We start from the raw sequence: 16,840 nt of genomic DNA, 5'->3' as shown, positions 1-16,840 counted from the left end.
TTCCTCGACGCAAGCAACAGTTGGTGGCTGCTGACAACCGGCCGCACCGACTGATCGAAGGACGAGTAGTCCAGCCGGGAATGAGAATCGTTTTCCTGGATTTTCTCAGGCCAATACCGTATCTTCAGAGTCTGCAATCCGGCCTGGGACGCGGCCGGGTGCAAGGCAGAGGAGAAAGATCATGCCGATTTATCAGCGGGAAGAGCAGCGGGACAATTGCGGGTTCGGGCTGATCGCCCATCTCGATGGTGAGCCGAGTCATCGGCTGGTACGCATTGCTATCGGCGCCCTCGACCGGATGGATCATCGTGGCGCCATCGGTGCGGACGGCAAAACCGGTGACGGCTGCGGCCTGCTGCTGCAAAAGCCCGATGCTTTTTTCCAGGCCGTCGCTCGGGAACACGGCTTTCGGCTGGCCAACCGATACGGTGTCGGCGTCGTGTTTTTCGGCCATGGCCCCGAGCGACTGGCCGCCGTCCAGCGGGTCTTCGCCGAGGAGCTTGAACGTGAGACCCTGACGCTGATGGGCTGGCGGGATGTGCCGAGGGATCCGGGAGTTCTCGGAAGCATCGCCCGCGAATCGATGCCGGCGATGATCCAGGTCTTTGTCAATGGACCGTATGGCTGGGGGCCACGCGATTTCGAACGGCGGCTCTACATGGTGCGTCGGCGCATTGAAAAGCGCCTCACCGACGACCCCGATTTCTATATCTGCAGTCTGTCCAATCTGGTAGTCGTTTACAAGGGATTATGCCGCCCCGGCGATTTGCCGCAGTTTTACCCCGATCTCGGTGACCTGCGACTGCAGGCGGCGAGTTGTCTCTTCCATCAGCGATTTTCCACCAACACACTGCCGCGCTGGCAACTCGCCCAGCCGTTCAGGTACCTTGCTCACAACGGTGAAATCAATACCATCTCGGGTAATCGGCAATGGGTCAGGAATCGTTCCGACAAGTTGCGCTCGCCGCTGCTGCCGGACATGCAGGAGGCAGCGCCGTTCGTCGGCAGCGACGGATCTGATTCGGCATCGCTGGACAATATGCTCGAAGTCTTGCTGGCCGGCGGTATGGATCTGTTTCGCGCCTTTCGGCTGCTGGTCCCGCCGGCCTGGCAAAACCATCCTGAAATGGACGAGGATCTGCGGGCCTTTTACGATTTCAACTCGATGCATATGGAACCGTGGGACGGACCGGCGGGCATTGTCATGAGTGACGGCCGGTTTGCCGCCTGCGGTCTGGACCGCAACGGTCTGCGGCCGGCCCGCTACGTGGTGACCAGAGATCGCCTGATCACGCTCGCTTCGGAGGTCGGTATTTGGGACTATACCGCCGACGAGGTGGTCGAAAAAGGACGGGTCGGTCCCGGCGAGCTGCTGGTCATCGATACGATGAACGGGCGTATCTGGAGTTCCTGGGACATCGACAACGAGTTGAAGGCCAGGCACCCTTACCGGGAGTGGATGCAGCGAAATTGTCACTGTCTGATTCCGACCGAACAACTCGATGACGACCAGACCGGACAGCCGTCATTGTCGGAAGAGCAGCTGCTTGCCTACCAGAAAGTGTTCGGCTATTCTTTCGATGAAATCGATCAGGTGATCAGGGTTCTTGGGGAAACCGGGCATGAAGCGGTGGCCTCGATGGGCGACGATGCGCCGATGGCGGTACTGTCCGAGCAGCCGCGACTGCTGTTCGACTATTTTCGGCAAAAGTTCGCCCAGGTCACCAATCCACCGATCGATCCGCTGCGCGAGCAGCATGTGATGTCACTTGCCACTTGCATTGGCCGGGAGCATAACGTCTTCGACGAGACGATCGGTCAGGCACACCGCTATCAATTCGCCTCACCGGTCCTGGTCTCCAGTGATTTACAGCAGCTCAAAAGACTCGATGATCAGTTCTACCGGCATGCTGTCATCGATCTGAGTTATCGGCCGGAGGAAGGGCTGGAGCAGGCGGTGCGGCAGATGGTGGACAACGCTCTCGAGCAGACGCGGGCCGGGACGGTGCTGCTCATTCTATCTGATCGAGCGATTGCCCCGGACCGTTTGATGATCCCGTCGGCGATGGCGGTTGGTGCGTTGCAGAAGGGACTGGCCGAGGGCGACCTGCGCTGTGATGCCAATATCATCGTCGAGAGCGGGGAGGTGCGCGATTCGCATCACATGGCGGTGCTGGTCGGATTCGGTGCGACCGCGATTTATCCCTATCTCGCCTACGAAACCCTGGCCCGGCTGGTGGCTGACGGTACGATCCGGCTGCCGCTACGGACGGTAATGACCAATTATCGGGCGGGAATCAACAAGGGCCTGCTGAAGATCATCTCCAAGATGGGCATCTCCACCATCTCCTCCTACCGCTGTGCCCAACTCTTCGAGGCGGTCGGGCTTGGTCCGACGATCGTTGAGCGCTGTTTTCACGGGGTGGCCAGCCGCATCGGCGGTGCCGATTTCTCCGATATCCAGCAGGACAGCGCCCGGAGGGCGAAACGTGGCTGGAAATCGTTCAAGCCGCTACCGGCGGCCGGATTTTTCAAGTACATGCACGGCGGCGAGTACCACGCCTATAATCCCGACGTTGTGCAGGCCTTGCAGAAAGCGGTGCGCAGCAACGACTGGCAGGATTATTGCCGCTATGCCGAGCTGGTCAATGAGCGGCCGGTTTCCAGCCTGCGCGACCTGCTCCGACTGGACAGCGCAGCGTCGCCGCTGGCGGTGGACGAGGTGGAGGGGGAAGAGCACTTCTACCGCCGATTCGATTCCGCTGCGATGTCCATCGGCGCGCTCAGTCCCGAGGCCCACGAGGCCCTGGCGATTGCGATGAACCGGCTCGGCGGTTTTTCGAACAGCGGTGAAGGCGGTGAGGATGCCGCGCGGTTCGGCACCGAGCGGGTTTCTCGGATCAAGCAGGTGGCCTCCGGCCGCTTCGGGGTGACCCCGGAATATCTGATGAGCGCCGAGGTCATTCAGATCAAGATCGCCCAGGGTGCCAAACCCGGGGAAGGCGGTCAACTGCCTGGTCACAAGGTGACGGCGATGATCGCCAAGCTGCGCCACTCACTGCCCGGGGTAACGCTGATCTCGCCGCCGCCGCATCACGACATCTATTCTATCGAAGACCTGGCCCAGTTGATTTTCGATCTCAAGCAGATCAACCCGCGGGCGCTTGTTTCGGTGAAGCTGGTCTCCGAGCCGGGGGTCGGCACCATTGCCGCCGGCGTGGCCAAGGGCTATGCCGACATGATCACCATCTCCGGCTATGACGGCGGTACCGGCGCCAGTCCACTGACCTCGATCAAGTATGCCGGCAGCCCATGGGAGATCGGCCTGGTCGAGACCCATGCCGCACTGGTGGAAAACGGGTTGCGCACCAAGATCAGGCTGCAGGTCGACGGCGGCTTGAAGACCGGGCTCGATATCGTCAAGGCCGCTATTCTCGGGGCCGAGAGTTTCGGTTTCGGCACCGCACCGTTGATCGCGATGGGCTGCAAGTATCTGCGCATCTGCCATCTCAATAATTGCGCCACCGGCGTGGCCACGCAGGACGAGACCCTGCGGCGTGATCATTTCAGCGGCACGGCGGAGTTGGTGATGAACTATTTTCGCTTTCTCGTCCGTGAGACGAGAGAGTGGCTGGCCCGGCTCGGGGTACCGCGACTGATCGATTTGATCGGCCGGACCGATCTGCTGGCCGTCGTCGACGGCCGGACGGAGCGGCAAAAACGGCTGTTTCTCGACAAGCTGCTTGCCGTGCCGCAGGTGCCGCCAGGTTCGGTACCCTATCAGCGTGACGAAAATCGGCCGCACGATCCCGGACGGCTGAATCTCGAGTTGGTCGACCGATTTGCGCCGGCGGTAGAGGCTGCCGGCGGTGATCGAGGTTTTTTCCCGGTGCGCAATACCGATCGCTCCATCGGTGCCCGTCTCTCCGGGATGATTGCTCAGCGACATGGCAACCAGGGGATGACCGGTAATCCGATCACGGTGGAGTTGCGCGGCACGGCCGGCCAGAGTTTCGGCGTCTGGAACGCCGGTGGCCTGCACCTGGTGTTGACCGGCGACGCCAACGATTATGTCGGTAAGGGGATGGCCGGTGGCCTGTTGGTCATCAAACCGCCGGCCGGGGTTTCCTACCGGTCGCACGAGTCGGTCATCATCGGCAATACCTGTCTGTACGGCGCCACCGGCGGCCGTCTCTTTGCAGCCGGCCGGGCCGGCGAGCGGTTTGCGGTGAGAAACTCCGGGGCCCGGGCGGTGGTCGAAGGGATCGGTGACAACGGCTGCGAATACATGACTGGCGGGGTGGTGACCATTCTCGGCGAGACCGGGATCAATTTCGGGGCCGGCATGACCGGAGGTTTTGCCTACGTGCTCGATGAGTTCGACCGATTCGGGCTGCGGGTCAACCGGGAATTGGTGGACGTACTGGCGCTTGATGGAGTGTTGGATCTTGCCGAACACCTGCACGCCATTATCGGTGCTCACCTGTCGGAGACCGGCAGTCGGCGGGCTGAGCAGATTCTCAATGAATTCGAAGGGTTTGTTAGCCGTTTCAAACTGGTCAAACCGAAAGGGCTGCGGGTCGAGGAGTTGCTCGGCAAACGCGGCCGATCGGCCACCGAGTTGCTACTGACCACGCAATAGAGAGCCCGCGCGTGGCTGGACGGACATCATGGATCAAAATGTCTTTCAATTCCTTGAAGTAGAGCGCGTCGACCCGCAGAAACGGTCCCTGGAGGTGCGACGCAGCAGCTTTGCCGAAATCTACCGGTCGTTTCAAGACCAGCAGATGCAGATGCAGGCCAATCGCTGCCTGGGCTGTGGCAATCCCTATTGCGAATGGCGATGCCCGGTGCACAATTATATCCCGGACTGGCTGAAGCTGGCTGGAGAGGGCCGGATCTTCGAGGCGGCGGAGCTCTGTCACCTGACCAACAGCCTGCCGGAAGTGTGCGGCCGGGTCTGTCCCCAGGACCGGCTTTGCGAAGGGGCATGCACGCTCCATGACGAATTCGGCGCGGTTACCATCGGCGCCGTGGAAAAATACCTGGTCGACACCGCTTTTGCGATGGGCTGGCGTCCCGACCTGTCCGGCGTGGTGACCAGCGGACGCAGCGTGGCGGTGATCGGAGCCGGTCCCGCCGGTCTTGGCTGTGCCGACGTGCTGGTGCGCAACGGGATCCGGCCGGTGGTCTACGATCGTTATCCGGAGATCGGTGGACTGCTGACCTTCGGCATCCCCGATTTCAAGCTCGACAAAGGGATTATGAAGCTGCGGCGACAGATCTTCACCGCGATGGGCATTGAGTTTCGTCTCGGAGTCGAAGTCGGGCACGATATCGGTATCGCTGATCTGCTGGCCGAGCATGACGCACTGTTTATCGGAACCGGCTGCTATCGTCCTATTCGTGGCGGTTTAACCAACGAGAGTGCGGACGGGGTCCATGAGGCGTTGCCTTACCTGGTCGGCTCTATCTGCCATGAACGCGGGTATCCCTACGAACAGGCCCGTTTCGTATCGATGCAAGGCAAGCGGGTGCTGGTTCTCGGCGGTGGCGATACGGCGATGGACTGTCTGCGCACGGCGATTCGGCAGGGAGCGACCAGGGTTCGCTGCGCCTATCGCCGGGACGAGCGCAATATGCCCGGATCGGCGCGGGAAGTGAACAATGCCCGGGACGAGGGGGTCGAATTTCTCTTCAACCTCCAGCCGCTGGGTATCGAGATCGATGGTGATGGCCGGGTCATCGGCGTCCGCGTCGTCCATACCGAGCTGGGGCCGCCGGACGCCAGCGGGCGGCGGCGGCCGGTACCTCTCGCCGGTTCCGAGCAGCTGCTCGAGGCCGACGCGGTCATTGTTGCCTTCGGCTTCAGCCCGGAGCCGATCCCCTGGCTGGAGACCCTGGGGGTGGGCGTTGACGAGCGGGGACGAATCAAAACCGGCGGCAGGTTTGCCGGGCAGACCGATCACCGCCAGATCTTTGCCGGCGGCGACGCCGTGCGTGGCTCCGACTTGGTGGTCACGGCGATTGCCGAGGGCCGGCAGGCCGCCGTTGGTATCATCGAGTTTCTCGACATCTGATCCGGTCCCGTCCTGACGGTGAGGCGAAAAGCTTCCGTCTGGATCGGTTACCGGGGCGATGGCATCGGGCAGGAATTGAGAAAATCCTTCAAATGGTTGATTTCCTCGAGTCGGCCGAAAACGGTGAGCACATCCCCGGCCTGCAGGTGATGATTGCCGCGCGGTACGATGGTCTTGCCTTCTCGTCTGATCGATACCAGATTGACATGCTGGGGAAGTGGCAGGTCCTTGACGCTGACGTTGCAGCAAGTATCGTCCTCGTTGAGGACAAATTCGACGAATCCGGTCTCCGTCGAGGAGCGCAGCGTCGTCTGCTGTTCCAGGATCTGGCCACGTTGTTTCCTGACGACGCCGACATCGTAGGCGCGCAGGATGTCGCTGCGGCTGATCGAGCCGACCAGACGCAATGAACCGTCCCGGGAGACCACCGGCAGACGGGCCAGATCCCGCGGCGACATCTTCTGGATGGCGACCCAGATCGGTTCGTCGGGATAGACGGCGATCGGGCCTTCCACGGCGACGTCGGCCACCTTCATCTCGCGCAGGTTGCTGCTGCTATCGGACTGGATGCGGTGGACATCCTGCAGGGTAATGATGCCCCATAGTTTCTTCCCCTGCGTGACCACCGGAAAGCCGAGCAGGTTGGTTTCCTGGAACAAGGCCATCAATTCCGGCAGCGGCTGGTCTTTGTCCACGGTCACCACCTGCGTGCGCATCACCTCCTCGACGGTCACCCCCTGCATGATATCCATGTCCCGCCCCTCGTAGAAGCGGATGCCGCGTTTGGCCAGTTTGATCGTGAAGATCGATTCCGGGTGCAGCCAGTGGGCGAAATAACTGGCGGTGATGGTCGCAAACATCATCGGCAGGATCATCAGATAATCGTTGCTCAGTTCGAAAACGGTGAGCATTCCGGTCAGTGGCGCCCGGGCGGTTGCGGCGAACATGGCGGCCATGCCGACCAGCACGTAAGCGCCGGGCTCACCGGATATCTCCGGGAAGAAATGCTTGAAGATAATGCCGAGACAGCCACCGACCATCGCTCCGATAAACAGTGACGGGCCGAAGACCCCGCCGGGACTGCCCGAACCAAGGGTCAGCGCGGTGGCCAGGGGCTTGAGAAAAACGAGCAGGAGCAGCAGCCAGAAGGGAGTGCCGCCGTGCAGAACTGATTCGATGAAGCGAAAGCCCTGGCCGTAGATGTGTGGTTTCAGGCCCGTTTCTGTGCCGACAAAAACCATGAACAGCACGCCGATCAGGCCAAGCAGCACGGCACCCATCGCCGGTTTCAGCATTTGCGGTGCCTGCACTCGGTCGAACAGGTTCTCTGTCTTACTGAGCATCTTGATGAACATGATGCCGACCAGAGCGGATAGCAAACCGAGGATCAGGTAGAAAAAGACCGACAATGGCGAGCCGAAGGAGTGGATGGGAATAGAAAGGGCCGGCCGGCTACCGAGAAAATGCCTGCTGACGATGGAGCCGGCGACGGCGGCGACGACCACATTGCCGAATGAACGGACCTGGAGGTTGCCCATCAACACTTCGATGGAGAATACGACACCGGCGATCGGGGTATTGAAAGCCGCGGCAATCCCGGCCGCCGTGCCGCAGCCGAGCAGGTTCTTGATACGGTCGTCGGAGAGCCGAAAAAGCTGGCCTAAGGCTGAACCGAGCGAGGCGCCGATCTGTACGATCGGTCCCTCGCGACCGGCTGAACCGCCGCTACCCAGGCAGAGGGCGGAGCCGACGATTTTCGTGCCGACAACCCGCGCCCTGATTCGGCCACCGTGCAGGATCAGAGCTTGCATGACTTCCGGAACGCCGCTGCTTTTCGTTTCACGGGCGAAGATGATCAGCGGGCCGACGAGGAGCGCGCCGCCGACCGGCGCCAGCAGGAAGATGCTCAGGCCGAGGCTTGGGAAGAGATCGGGGATGGTGATGTAGCAAAAGGTTTCAATGATCTTGATCAACTTGATGAAAATCACTGCAGCCAGGCCGGTGCCGGCACCGACGATGGCCGACAGCACCAGCAGCAGCAATCCGACCGGCGGAGAAAAGCGATCGAGCAGGGTGCTGAAAAGAGTGCGTGTCTGGGCCATCGGGAATACTCGTGTTGCAGAAAACCGAAATGCTCAGGAACAAAACGCCCGGCGTGCTTCCTGGCGCATGACCATGTCGATGATTACCAACGCCGCCATCGCCTCAACGATCGGTACGGCGCGTGGCACCACGCAGGGGTCATGCCGCCCTTTGGCTTCCAGGGTAATCGAGTCTCCCTTGTAGTTCACGGTCTGTTGCGGCTGGGAAATGGTGGCGGGCGGTTTGAACGCGACCCGGAAGTGAACTATTTCACCATTGGAGATGCCGCCCTGAATACCGCCGGAATGATTGGTCGCCGTACCGAGATGGCCGTCTTTCATAACGAACGGATCGTTGTGTTCGGAGCCCGTCATTTTCGCGCCGGCGAAACCCGAACCGATTTCGAATCCTTTGGTTGCCGGGATGGCCAGCATTGCCTGGGCGAGTTTGGCTTCGAGCTTTTCGTAGACCGGCTCGCCCAGCCCGGCGGGAACCCCTCTGATGATGCAGGAGACGACGCCGCCGGTGGAATTGCCCGCTTCTTTCAGGGAGACGACCAGAGATCGCATCTGTTCGGCAACCGCCGGGTCCGGACAGCGCAGGTCGTTTTGGTCGACCTGCGCGCTGGTGATCGTGGCCTGGTCGACCGGACCGGCCTCATAGGGACCAACTCCGCTGACCCAGGCGATAATCTCGACTCCGAATTTTTCACGGAGGAGCTTGGCCGCCACGGCGCCTGAGGCCACCGTGCCTATGGTCTCCCGGGCGCTTGAACGGCCGCCGCCGGAGGACGCCTTGATCCCGTATTTGGCGAGATACGTGTAATCGGCGTGGGAAGGGCGCGGGATGCTCGTCATGTCGCCGTAATCGCCGGGCCGTTGATCGAGGTTGTCTACTTTCAGCGCGATCGGGCTGCCCAGGGTAATACCGTTCTCGGTGCCCGACAGGATCGTCACCAGGTCGCCTTCCTGCCGATCGGTGGTCAGTTTCGATTGTCCCGGTCGCCGCCGGTCGAGTTGGCGCTGAATATCCGCTTCGTTCAGGTGGAGTCCCGGCGGGCAGCCGTCGATGACCACCCCGACCGCCTTGCAGTGGGATTCGCCAAACGTTGCAATGCGAAATAATGTGCCGAAGTGACTTGACATAGCGGCTCCTGTATCGGGGAGCTTGGAAAATTCAGAATTTCGTTCAAAATCGAGGCGCGCAAGAAAATTTTACCGCAGGCATATACATGATATTCAGAGGATAAAATTTGATTGCGCAACGATGAGATTGGACGAACTGACAATTTTTCAAGGTTCCCTATCGTTTTGAGACGATCAATCAGATACCGGTTGGTTATACCGATACTGATCCGGTGAGTCAAAAGAAAAAGGGGAAAAGTTCCGTCGTCTTTCCGGGCACCGAAGAAAAGCGGCGAATTCTGAAAAGCCGTTGCCGGCCGAGACCATCTGCGGTTGAATAGACCGGTGAGAGGCTACGACGAACCGCCCTGGCGGACACCAGCTGAGGAATGCTGGTCAGTCTTCTTGAAACCGAACCGATATGCAGGAAACAGGAGGAAGTCATGAAAAAGGTGGTACTGGTAACCTATAACCCGGAAATGATGTGCTTTGCCCACGTTTTGTTGTACGCCATTGATTTTCACGAAAAAGGATACGATACCAAAGTGGTCATCGAGGGAGGGGCCGTGAAACTCGTGTCCGTCCTCAAGGACGCCGAGGCACCCTTTTATTCTCTCTACGAAAAAGTGAAACAGAACGGTCTGATCGACTGCGTCTGCCGGGCCTGCTCGGCGAAATTGGGCAGCCTCGAGGATGCCGAGGCCCAGGGGCTCAGGGTGCACGGTGATCTGATGGGGCATCCGTCGATCGAGGCGTATCTCAACCAAGGGTATCAGCTTATTACATTTTAGGTCCCGCACCTGTTCGGTAGCCGGACCGGTCGCTGGTCCCGCCAGGCAGGCGCGTGCTTGTATGACGCAGCTTGCCGGCTCTGTGCCCCGATGAGGGGGCGCTATCTGATCGATGTCCCGGATCAGCCTGTTGCCGATGAGAAGTAGCGGCTACCCGCCGTTCGTCGGCACACGGCTTTCGCCGGAGTGCCGCTCGTCGGTGGTCAGGAAAGATGGGGACGTTGTCAGCGATAGTAGAGGCTTGGACTACCCATGGTCAACAGGGCTTTATAGAGATTTCGTCGAAATTCCCGGCGATCCCAGATGCCCTGGATGTGGCCGCGTTTCAGAGCGTTGCGGGCCGAATGGTAATCGGGCGGGATATTGATACCGGTAGTCTCCCTGATTACCCGGGGACCGGCAAAACCGATCCGGGATGATCTGATGGCGAACTGGTAAGGACTGCAGCCGAGGAACGAGGCCACCGGCCCGGCGTAGGAGTTGTTGTCGTAGACGACGATGTAAAGCCCGCCGCTGTCAATGTATTCACGAATGGCCATCGTGCATTTCGGCATCTGAATGACGCCGAGTGTGCCTTCCTGGATTCTGATGCCACCGGTAGTGTGGACGTAGGCGAGCAGCGGGCGTTTTTTGCGTTGTGCCAGTTTGCAGGCCTGGACGAATTTTTCACCCTCGGTGGAACCGACCGTACCGTTCCTGAATTCGGAATAGAGGACGGTGGCCACGATTTCGATACCGTCGATGGCGGCGGTAAAGGTCATATTACTGCTCGAACGGCCCGTTTTGTCCTTGGCGGTCTGCAGTCGCTCGGAAAAGCCGGTGTAGCCGAGCGGATTCTGGGCGGTGAGATGGGCATTGAAGAACCGGATCGAGCCGGGATCGAAGATATTTTTCAGGTACCAGCGGTATTCGAGCGGGAAATGGTGTCCGCACGTCTCGCAGACCCCGGCGAATTCACCGTACAGGTCGGGAATCCAGAGATCCTTGCAGCCGTGCCGGGCGGCGTTGGGGCAGGTGACGGTGCGATCTTCGTTGGCCAGCGGGCTGGTGTAGGTATCCGTCAGTTCCAGCGGGTCGGGACGGGGGCTGCCGTTCTGTCCATTGCCGGAGTAGGTGATGAGCCGGGCCGGTTTCTTTTGGTTGCGTTCTCTGAGGAAAGCGACCGCGTTGCGCAGCGGTTCCGTGATCCGTTTGAGCATCACCGAGCCCTCTCCGGAGACGTCGGTGAGGACCTTACGAACCTGCCGTTTGTGATTTTTGAGAATATCGTAGCGCAGCGTGTAGTAGAAATGTTCGGTGGACACCAGGGCCTGACGAAGCAGTCCCTGCTGTGCTTCCGGCTGGCCGATGAAGCCGTGGGTGGCCATGCCGAGATATTTTTTCGAGCGCTGTCGCAGCAGGCGCGCCACCTCTTCACGACTCAGATCCCAGGACAGTTCGATGCTCAGCTCCTGGCTCTCCTTCCGTAACCGTTTCCGGTGAATTTCCCAGGTGCGAAAAGATTTGAAACTCTTGGTCGACAGAATCACCCGATCGGTGGCGCTGACCATCTCTGAGCGCAGTTTGGCAAAAAAAGCGAAGTCGTCGCGGCGGGCTCCCAACGGCGGCTCCTGAACGATCCGATCGATAATGCCGTGATTGAGATTATCAAGAGCGGTCAGGCGTAGGCGCTCAGCACAGAGTTCGATGAGTTCCCGGGGCGCCTTGTTGCCTTCGCGAACCCGCCCTTCAATGGCGGCGGCCCCTTCCGGGGAGATGACCGAGTAATAGCCGTGGCTGGCCATGAGGCGATAATCGGTCAGGCCGATGGCCTCCGCGCCGCCGGAGCCGCCTTCGGAAATAAAAGAGACGATGGGCACCTGCAGTTTGGTCATCGTGTAGATATTCCGGGCGATCTGTTGGGCGGCGCCGGGATACTCCTCGACCGGATACGAGCCGGGCGTAAAGATGTAGAAATGGATCGGGATGCCTTCTGTCTCAGCTACCCGCATATAGCGTTGCGCCTTCTGGTTGCCCTCCGGCCGGCAGGACCCGCCATTGCGGAATTCCTCACCGTGGCCGCTTTCCTGGCCGATGACCATGACGGTAACCGTATACGTTTTTTTCTTGCTTTTCCGGGTCAGCGTCGCTTTGGCGCAGATCATTGCCGGGTCGATATTGGCATCGTCCTGGCCGCCCAGTTCGGTGTAGTCGTCGTAGACATTTTCCAAAATGTCCTTGAGACTGAAGCGCTGGATGCTGCGGACGATGCGGACCCGCTCCATCGGGGTGAGCTGTTCTTCAGCGCGCTCTTCGAGAAAGGCGATCGAGTCATGCAGTTTTTTGACCTCGCCCCAGAACTGGTCGTCGGGAAGATCGTAAACGGTTTGTTTCAGCCGTTCGCAGCCGGCCTTGAAACCGTCGAGATTGCCCCAGTTCGAGTAATCCTTGATCTGGATCAGGTAATTGATCCGCTCTTCGATCTTGAGAAGCTGTTTGAGCTGTTCCTTCATATATGAGTACTGGTCCGGACGACCTGGCTAGAATGTCAACAGACGAGCCAGGTTGTCTTTCAGATAGTTGAGATTGGTTATGATCGGTTTGCCGGCCGAGTCTTTGCCCCTGATAACCGTTTCGTCGAGAAAGCGTGCGGCCCGTTGTTTGGTCTCGTCCATGGAATTTCCCCAGACCAGGGCCAGGGCAAGGTTGGGATCGAAGTCGCTGGGTATGGTGTAGGGGCGATCCGTCGGCACATGAGTATAGACCGCCGACCAGTCATGGGTCGGGAACCTCAGGTCGGTGATGGTACCGATCCAGGGCGTGAAACCGCGCCGGGTATCCTCGGCGACGATGCGTAGCTCGATAGCCGCGCCCCGAAACGTGATGTCTTTTTGCGTAAAGCCGATCCGCTCGCCAAGGGCCAGGCGGATCTGTTCGCGAATGAGGCTGGGTTGTCGGTCGTTGAGATAGCTGATTCGGGCCGAGACATCATTTTCCACCTGAATTCTGGTGTTCACTTCAAGCAGATACGGCTGGCCGCTCCTGGAGACGATCCACTCCCAGGTGCCTACATTGTCATAGTTAACGTGATCGGCAAGTTTCAGCGAATAGGCAACGATCTGATCGAGCACGTTCTGCTCGTCAAAGTCGTAGGCGAAGCAGGAGCTATGGAAACCCGGGGCGGCCTCGACCCGCTTCTGGCGGCCGGTCGACTGGATGGTGCAATTCCGTGAGCTGAAATGGACCCGCTCGTTGTAACGTGAACAGACAAGCTGTACTTCCAGGTGATTGTAGTCGCGCAGACATTGCTCGATGAGCACGCCGCCGTCGCCGAACTGGCGCTTGGCATAGTTTTGCAGCTGTCGATAAATTCGCCGGAACTGCTCGATCTCTTTGACCTCCTCGATTCCCATACCGCCACCGCCGGCCGCCGCCTTGACCAGGATGGACGGGTCATCGATTCCCTGATCGCGCTGATCGGCCAACAGGTCGAGGGCGATCTCCTCGGCTTCCATCTCGTTGTAGATCGGGGCGTCGGTTCCCGGAATGGTCGGGATGCCGAGCTGGTTGGCAACTCGTTTGGTATTGATCTTGTCGCCGAGATGCTTGATGACTTTCCAGTCCGGGCCGATGAAGGTGATGGCCCGATTTCGCGTTGCCGTTCGGCGGGCAAAACGGAAATCTTCGGAAAAGAAACCGTAGCCGGGATGGATCGCCGTACAGCCGGCATGATCGGCGACGGCCAGGATGTCGTTGGGCTCGGTATAGCTGGTAATACGCCAGGCGTTCTGGTCCTGTCCGTTGGTCCGGTTGCGCCTGACATGCTCGGAGTCTTTGTCGGCATCGGTATAAACCACGACATAGTCGAGACCCAGATCCTGACAGGCCGTCATGATGCGGATGGCTATTTCACCCCGGTTGGCGATGAGCACCTTTCCTTCCACGCAGATCCTCGTTTATGCTGATGAATATTGGCTGTTTGATACGTGCAGGAGCCGATGAGGCGGTGATGGCTATGCTCCTGGGAGCGGCAGAATCGTTAGTGATAAACCATACAATATAGTCTGCATCAGAAATTATTGAAAGCAAAAATGCCAACGCGGTTCGCCGATTGGCAGGTGCGGCTGCGGACCAACGGGGCAATTTTAGCCGAGCGCCTTGACTTTTGGCCGAAAAATTCCTAGAGATTAGCCTGATTGTCTCACTTTCAGGCCTTTTGACAAGCCCGTCTTTAGACGAGGCCCGCCTGATTTCTATCAGAGAAAACCAGGACTATGGACAAGAGCAAAGACGCTGACCCCCCTGCGGAGGAGGCGGAGCCTTATTCCCTTATCAGAAGGCTGCGCGAACTCATTCCCTTTGGCCGATCGCCGGACACCACCGAGGCGCTCGAACACGAAATTCAGGAACTGCTCGAGGAAGGCGAGGAGCAAGGCTTGATTTCCAGTCTTGAAGAGCGAATGATTTCCTCGATCTTCGAATTCAGAGAGACCAGCGCCTCCGAGGTGATGACCCCGGCGGCGGAAATTTTCAGCCTCGAAGCGTCGACCCCGCTGTCGGAGATCATCAAGCGGGTCATCGAAGAAGGGTACACGAGGATTCCTATCTATCGTGACAACGGGGATCAGATTATCGGCATCCTGCATGTCAAGGACCTGTTGCAACTCTGTACCGGAACAGTGCAGCAACCGGCCGGTCTGCAGGCGTTTCTCAACGAGCCTTATTTCGTGCCGGAAAGTAAGCCGATTGTCGATCTGCTCAAGGAATTCCAGAAGAAGAAGAACCACATGGCCATCGTCATGGACGAGTTCGGCGCGGTGCGCGGCCTTGTCACGCTGGAGGATATCCTTGAGGAAATCGTCGGGGAAATCGATGACGAATACGATGTTGACAATGACGATTTCGAGACCATCGACGACTATACCTATCTGGTTCGGGCCCGGGTCGATATCGAAGACGTCGAGGAACGACTGCAGATCAAACTGCCGGAAGGGCCCTATGAATCGATCGGTGGCCTGATCATTCATCTGCTCGGCAGGATCGGCACCGAAGGCGATCTGGTAACGGTCGGCGAAGTGCGGCTCATCGTTCAGTCGGCCGGCCGGCGCCGAATCAAGAAGGTCAAGATCGTTCTGCCCGGTCAACCGGACACCGCCTGATGGATCGGCGCCGGCTGTCGCTACAAGTTGCCGGTTTCCTGGCGATGCCGCTGCTGACCTGGCTGGCCCTGCCCGGGCGTTTCTCCTGGTGGCCGCTGCTGTTGATCTGTCTGGTTCCGCTGCTGCTTTCAGTCGGTGCGGCCCAAACCGCCCGGCAGGCCTTTGGGCGCGGTCTCGCTGCCGGGATTCTGTTTTATCTGCTGCAGATCTATTGGATTGTCCCGGTCCTGATGGACTATGGTCATCTGCCCTGGTACCTGGCGGTGCCGGCGCTGCTGTTGCTGGCCGGCTATATGGGGCTCTATCTCGGCGTTTTTTGTGTCGGCTTCCGGCGGTTGGCGCAGGGCAGAGGTGCCCTGTCCTGTCTTTTCGGAGCGGCCGCCCTTTGGGTCGGTTTGGACTGGCTGCGTTCCTGGTTGTTTTCCGGTTTTCCCTGGATGGATCTGGGCTACGGATTCTGGGCGTCTCCTCGCCTCATCCAGGCCGCCGATCTGTTCGGGCATTATGGCTATACCTTTAGCGTGGTGGTTATCAACATTGCGCTCTACCAGGTGCTTGTTACCCGCTTCTCACTTCGCCGGAATGCTGTCGGACTGACTGCCGTAGCTGCGGTCTGTCTGCTGCTCTATGGCTACGCGCAAATCCGCTGGCAGCGGATCGAGGGACGGCTGGTCCAGGCGGAGACACCGGTAATCGGCATTGTACAGGGCAACGTTGAACAGGATCGGAAATGGTCGCCGGCCGAACGCCAGCGGACCGTGCGAAATTACCTCGACCTCAGCGAGGCACTGCGCACCGCTGCTGCTCCAGACCTGATCGTCTGGCCGGAAACGGCACTGCCCTTCTATCCGCGGAACAGCGAGTTGCTGCTGCCTGTTACCGATTTTGTCAGCTGGGGCCGGCAGCCGTTGTTGACCGGGGCGCCCTGGTACGAGGTTTTCGAGGAACGTGGCAGCCGGCTGATTTACTATTATAATAGCGCGTTGCTACTGCAGCCGGGAGAACGCGCCGAGGCGAAGTATTTTAAATCACATCTGGTACCGTTCGGTGAATATGTGCCGCTGCGGCGTTACCTGCCGTTTATCCAGCCACTGGTCGAGGCGGCCGGTCATTTCACGCCGGGACGGATCGAGGAGCCGCTGGTAACCGGGTCGATCCGGGCCGGGGTGTTGATCTGCTTCGAATCGATTTTTGGCGACCTCGGTCGGCGCTGGGTGGAGTCGGGTGCCAATGTGTTGGTCAACGTCACCAATGACGCCTGGTACGGCCGATCGAGCGCGCCGTATCAGAGTTGGGCGATGACGGTTTTCCGTTCGGTCGAGACCAGGCGCAGCCTGGTTCGATCCGCGAACACCGGAATTTCCGGTATCGTCGATCCGCTCGGGCGGGTCGTGCGCCAATCCGATCTGTTTGTCCCCTGGTCCGTCGCCGTACCGGTAGCATTGCTCGAGGAGCGCAGTCCGTTCGTTCGTGGCGGCTATCTTTTTGCACCGCTTTGTGCGCTGGCGGCAGTGTTGATTCTCCTGCCTGGTGTGAAAAGGACTCAACGAAGCGATTGATTGGTTGTATAGTGGGAGAGAACGGCAGCGGTCGTGATGATTTGTGCTTCGCCCGTTCGCGGCGGA

9 protein-coding genes are annotated in these 16,840 nt (G+C 59.5%); 5 read left to right on the top strand and 4 right to left on the bottom strand.

Annotated features, from left to right (window positions below):
- Positions 1-181 precede the first annotated feature (181 nt).
- Entirely contained in the window at positions 182-4,642 is a 4,461-nt protein-coding gene (gene gltB / locus BUC26_RS01340; RefSeq protein WP_073373027.1) for a glutamate synthase large subunit, read from the top strand.
- A 28-nt stretch (positions 4,643-4,670) separates the two neighbouring features.
- Positions 4,671-6,080 carry an FAD-dependent oxidoreductase gene (locus BUC26_RS01335; protein ID WP_073373026.1) on the top strand — a complete coding sequence of 470 codons (1,410 nt, stop codon included), beginning with the start codon at positions 4,671-4,673 and terminating at the stop codon, positions 6,078-6,080.
- A 47-nt stretch (positions 6,081-6,127) separates the two neighbouring features.
- On the opposite strand, the gene BUC26_RS01330 is transcribed toward BUC26_RS01335, so the two are convergent.
- Together BUC26_RS01330 and aroC are read right to left on the bottom strand one after the other, a co-directional pair.
- On the bottom strand, positions 6,128-8,182 hold the full coding sequence (locus BUC26_RS01330) for a chloride channel protein (RefSeq protein WP_073373025.1): 2,055 nt from the start codon (positions 8,180-8,182) through the stop codon (positions 6,128-6,130).
- Between the two features lie 33 nt (positions 8,183-8,215).
- Positions 8,216-9,307: a chorismate synthase gene (aroC, locus tag BUC26_RS01325; protein WP_073373024.1), complete on the bottom strand. Its 1,092-nt coding sequence runs from the start codon at positions 9,305-9,307 to the stop codon at positions 8,216-8,218.
- 422 nt (positions 9,308-9,729) lie between these two features.
- Here aroC and BUC26_RS01320 point away from each other — a divergent pair, with 422 nt between their 5' ends.
- On the top strand, positions 9,730-10,077 hold the full coding sequence (locus BUC26_RS01320) for a DsrE family protein (protein ID WP_073373023.1): 348 nt from the start codon (positions 9,730-9,732) through the stop codon (positions 10,075-10,077).
- 224 nt (positions 10,078-10,301) lie between these two features.
- On the opposite strand, the gene BUC26_RS01315 is transcribed toward BUC26_RS01320, so the two are convergent.
- Together BUC26_RS01315 and BUC26_RS01310 are read right to left on the bottom strand one after the other, a co-directional pair.
- A complete protein-coding gene (locus tag BUC26_RS01315) occupies positions 10,302-12,569 on the bottom strand; it encodes a carboxyl transferase domain-containing protein (protein WP_073373022.1) in 2,268 nt (755 codons plus the stop codon).
- 27 nt (positions 12,570-12,596) lie between these two features.
- Complete coding sequence (locus tag BUC26_RS01310; RefSeq protein ID WP_073373021.1) at positions 12,597-14,000, bottom strand: biotin carboxylase N-terminal domain-containing protein; 1,404 nt, start codon at positions 13,998-14,000, stop codon at positions 12,597-12,599.
- Between the two features lie 330 nt (positions 14,001-14,330).
- Between BUC26_RS01310 and BUC26_RS01305 the strand changes: the two genes are divergently transcribed.
- Positions 14,331-15,215 carry a hemolysin family protein gene (locus BUC26_RS01305; RefSeq protein ID WP_073373020.1) on the top strand — a complete coding sequence of 295 codons (885 nt, stop codon included), beginning with the start codon at positions 14,331-14,333 and terminating at the stop codon, positions 15,213-15,215.
- Entirely contained in the window at positions 15,215-16,774 is a 1,560-nt protein-coding gene (gene lnt, locus BUC26_RS01300; RefSeq protein WP_073373019.1) for an apolipoprotein N-acyltransferase, read from the top strand. The genes BUC26_RS01305 and lnt overlap by 1 nt, the downstream gene beginning before the upstream one ends.
- Positions 16,775-16,840: the final 66 nt, after the last annotated feature.

The sequence above is a fragment of the Desulfofustis glycolicus DSM 9705 genome (genome assembly GCF_900130015.1).
Lineage (GTDB): Bacteria > Desulfobacterota > Desulfobulbia > Desulfobulbales > Desulfocapsaceae > Desulfofustis > Desulfofustis glycolicus.
The sequence above is the reverse complement of the archived record's forward strand: the minus strand, read 5'-3'. Positions and strand labels throughout refer to the sequence as shown.

Excerpts from the sequence above, each read along its gene's own strand:
- gltB (WP_073373027.1), top strand. The coding sequence starts at position 182 with ATGCCGATTTATCAGCGGGAAGAGCAGCGGGACAATTGCGGGTTCGGG.
- BUC26_RS01335 (WP_073373026.1), top strand. The coding sequence starts at position 4,671 with ATGGATCAAAATGTCTTTCAATTCCTTGAAGTAGAGCGCGTCGACCCG.
- BUC26_RS01330 (WP_073373025.1), bottom strand. The coding sequence starts at position 8,182 with ATGGCCCAGACACGCACTCTTTTCAGCACCCTGCTCGATCGCTTTTCT.
- aroC (WP_073373024.1), bottom strand. The coding sequence starts at position 9,307 with ATGTCAAGTCACTTCGGCACATTATTTCGCATTGCAACGTTTGGCGAA.
- BUC26_RS01320 (WP_073373023.1), top strand. The coding sequence starts at position 9,730 with ATGAAAAAGGTGGTACTGGTAACCTATAACCCGGAAATGATGTGCTTT.
- BUC26_RS01315 (WP_073373022.1), bottom strand. The coding sequence starts at position 12,569 with ATGAAGGAACAGCTCAAACAGCTTCTCAAGATCGAAGAGCGGATCAAT.
- BUC26_RS01305 (WP_073373020.1), top strand. The coding sequence starts at position 14,331 with ATGGACAAGAGCAAAGACGCTGACCCCCCTGCGGAGGAGGCGGAGCCT.
- lnt (WP_073373019.1), top strand. The coding sequence starts at position 15,215 with ATGGATCGGCGCCGGCTGTCGCTACAAGTTGCCGGTTTCCTGGCGATG.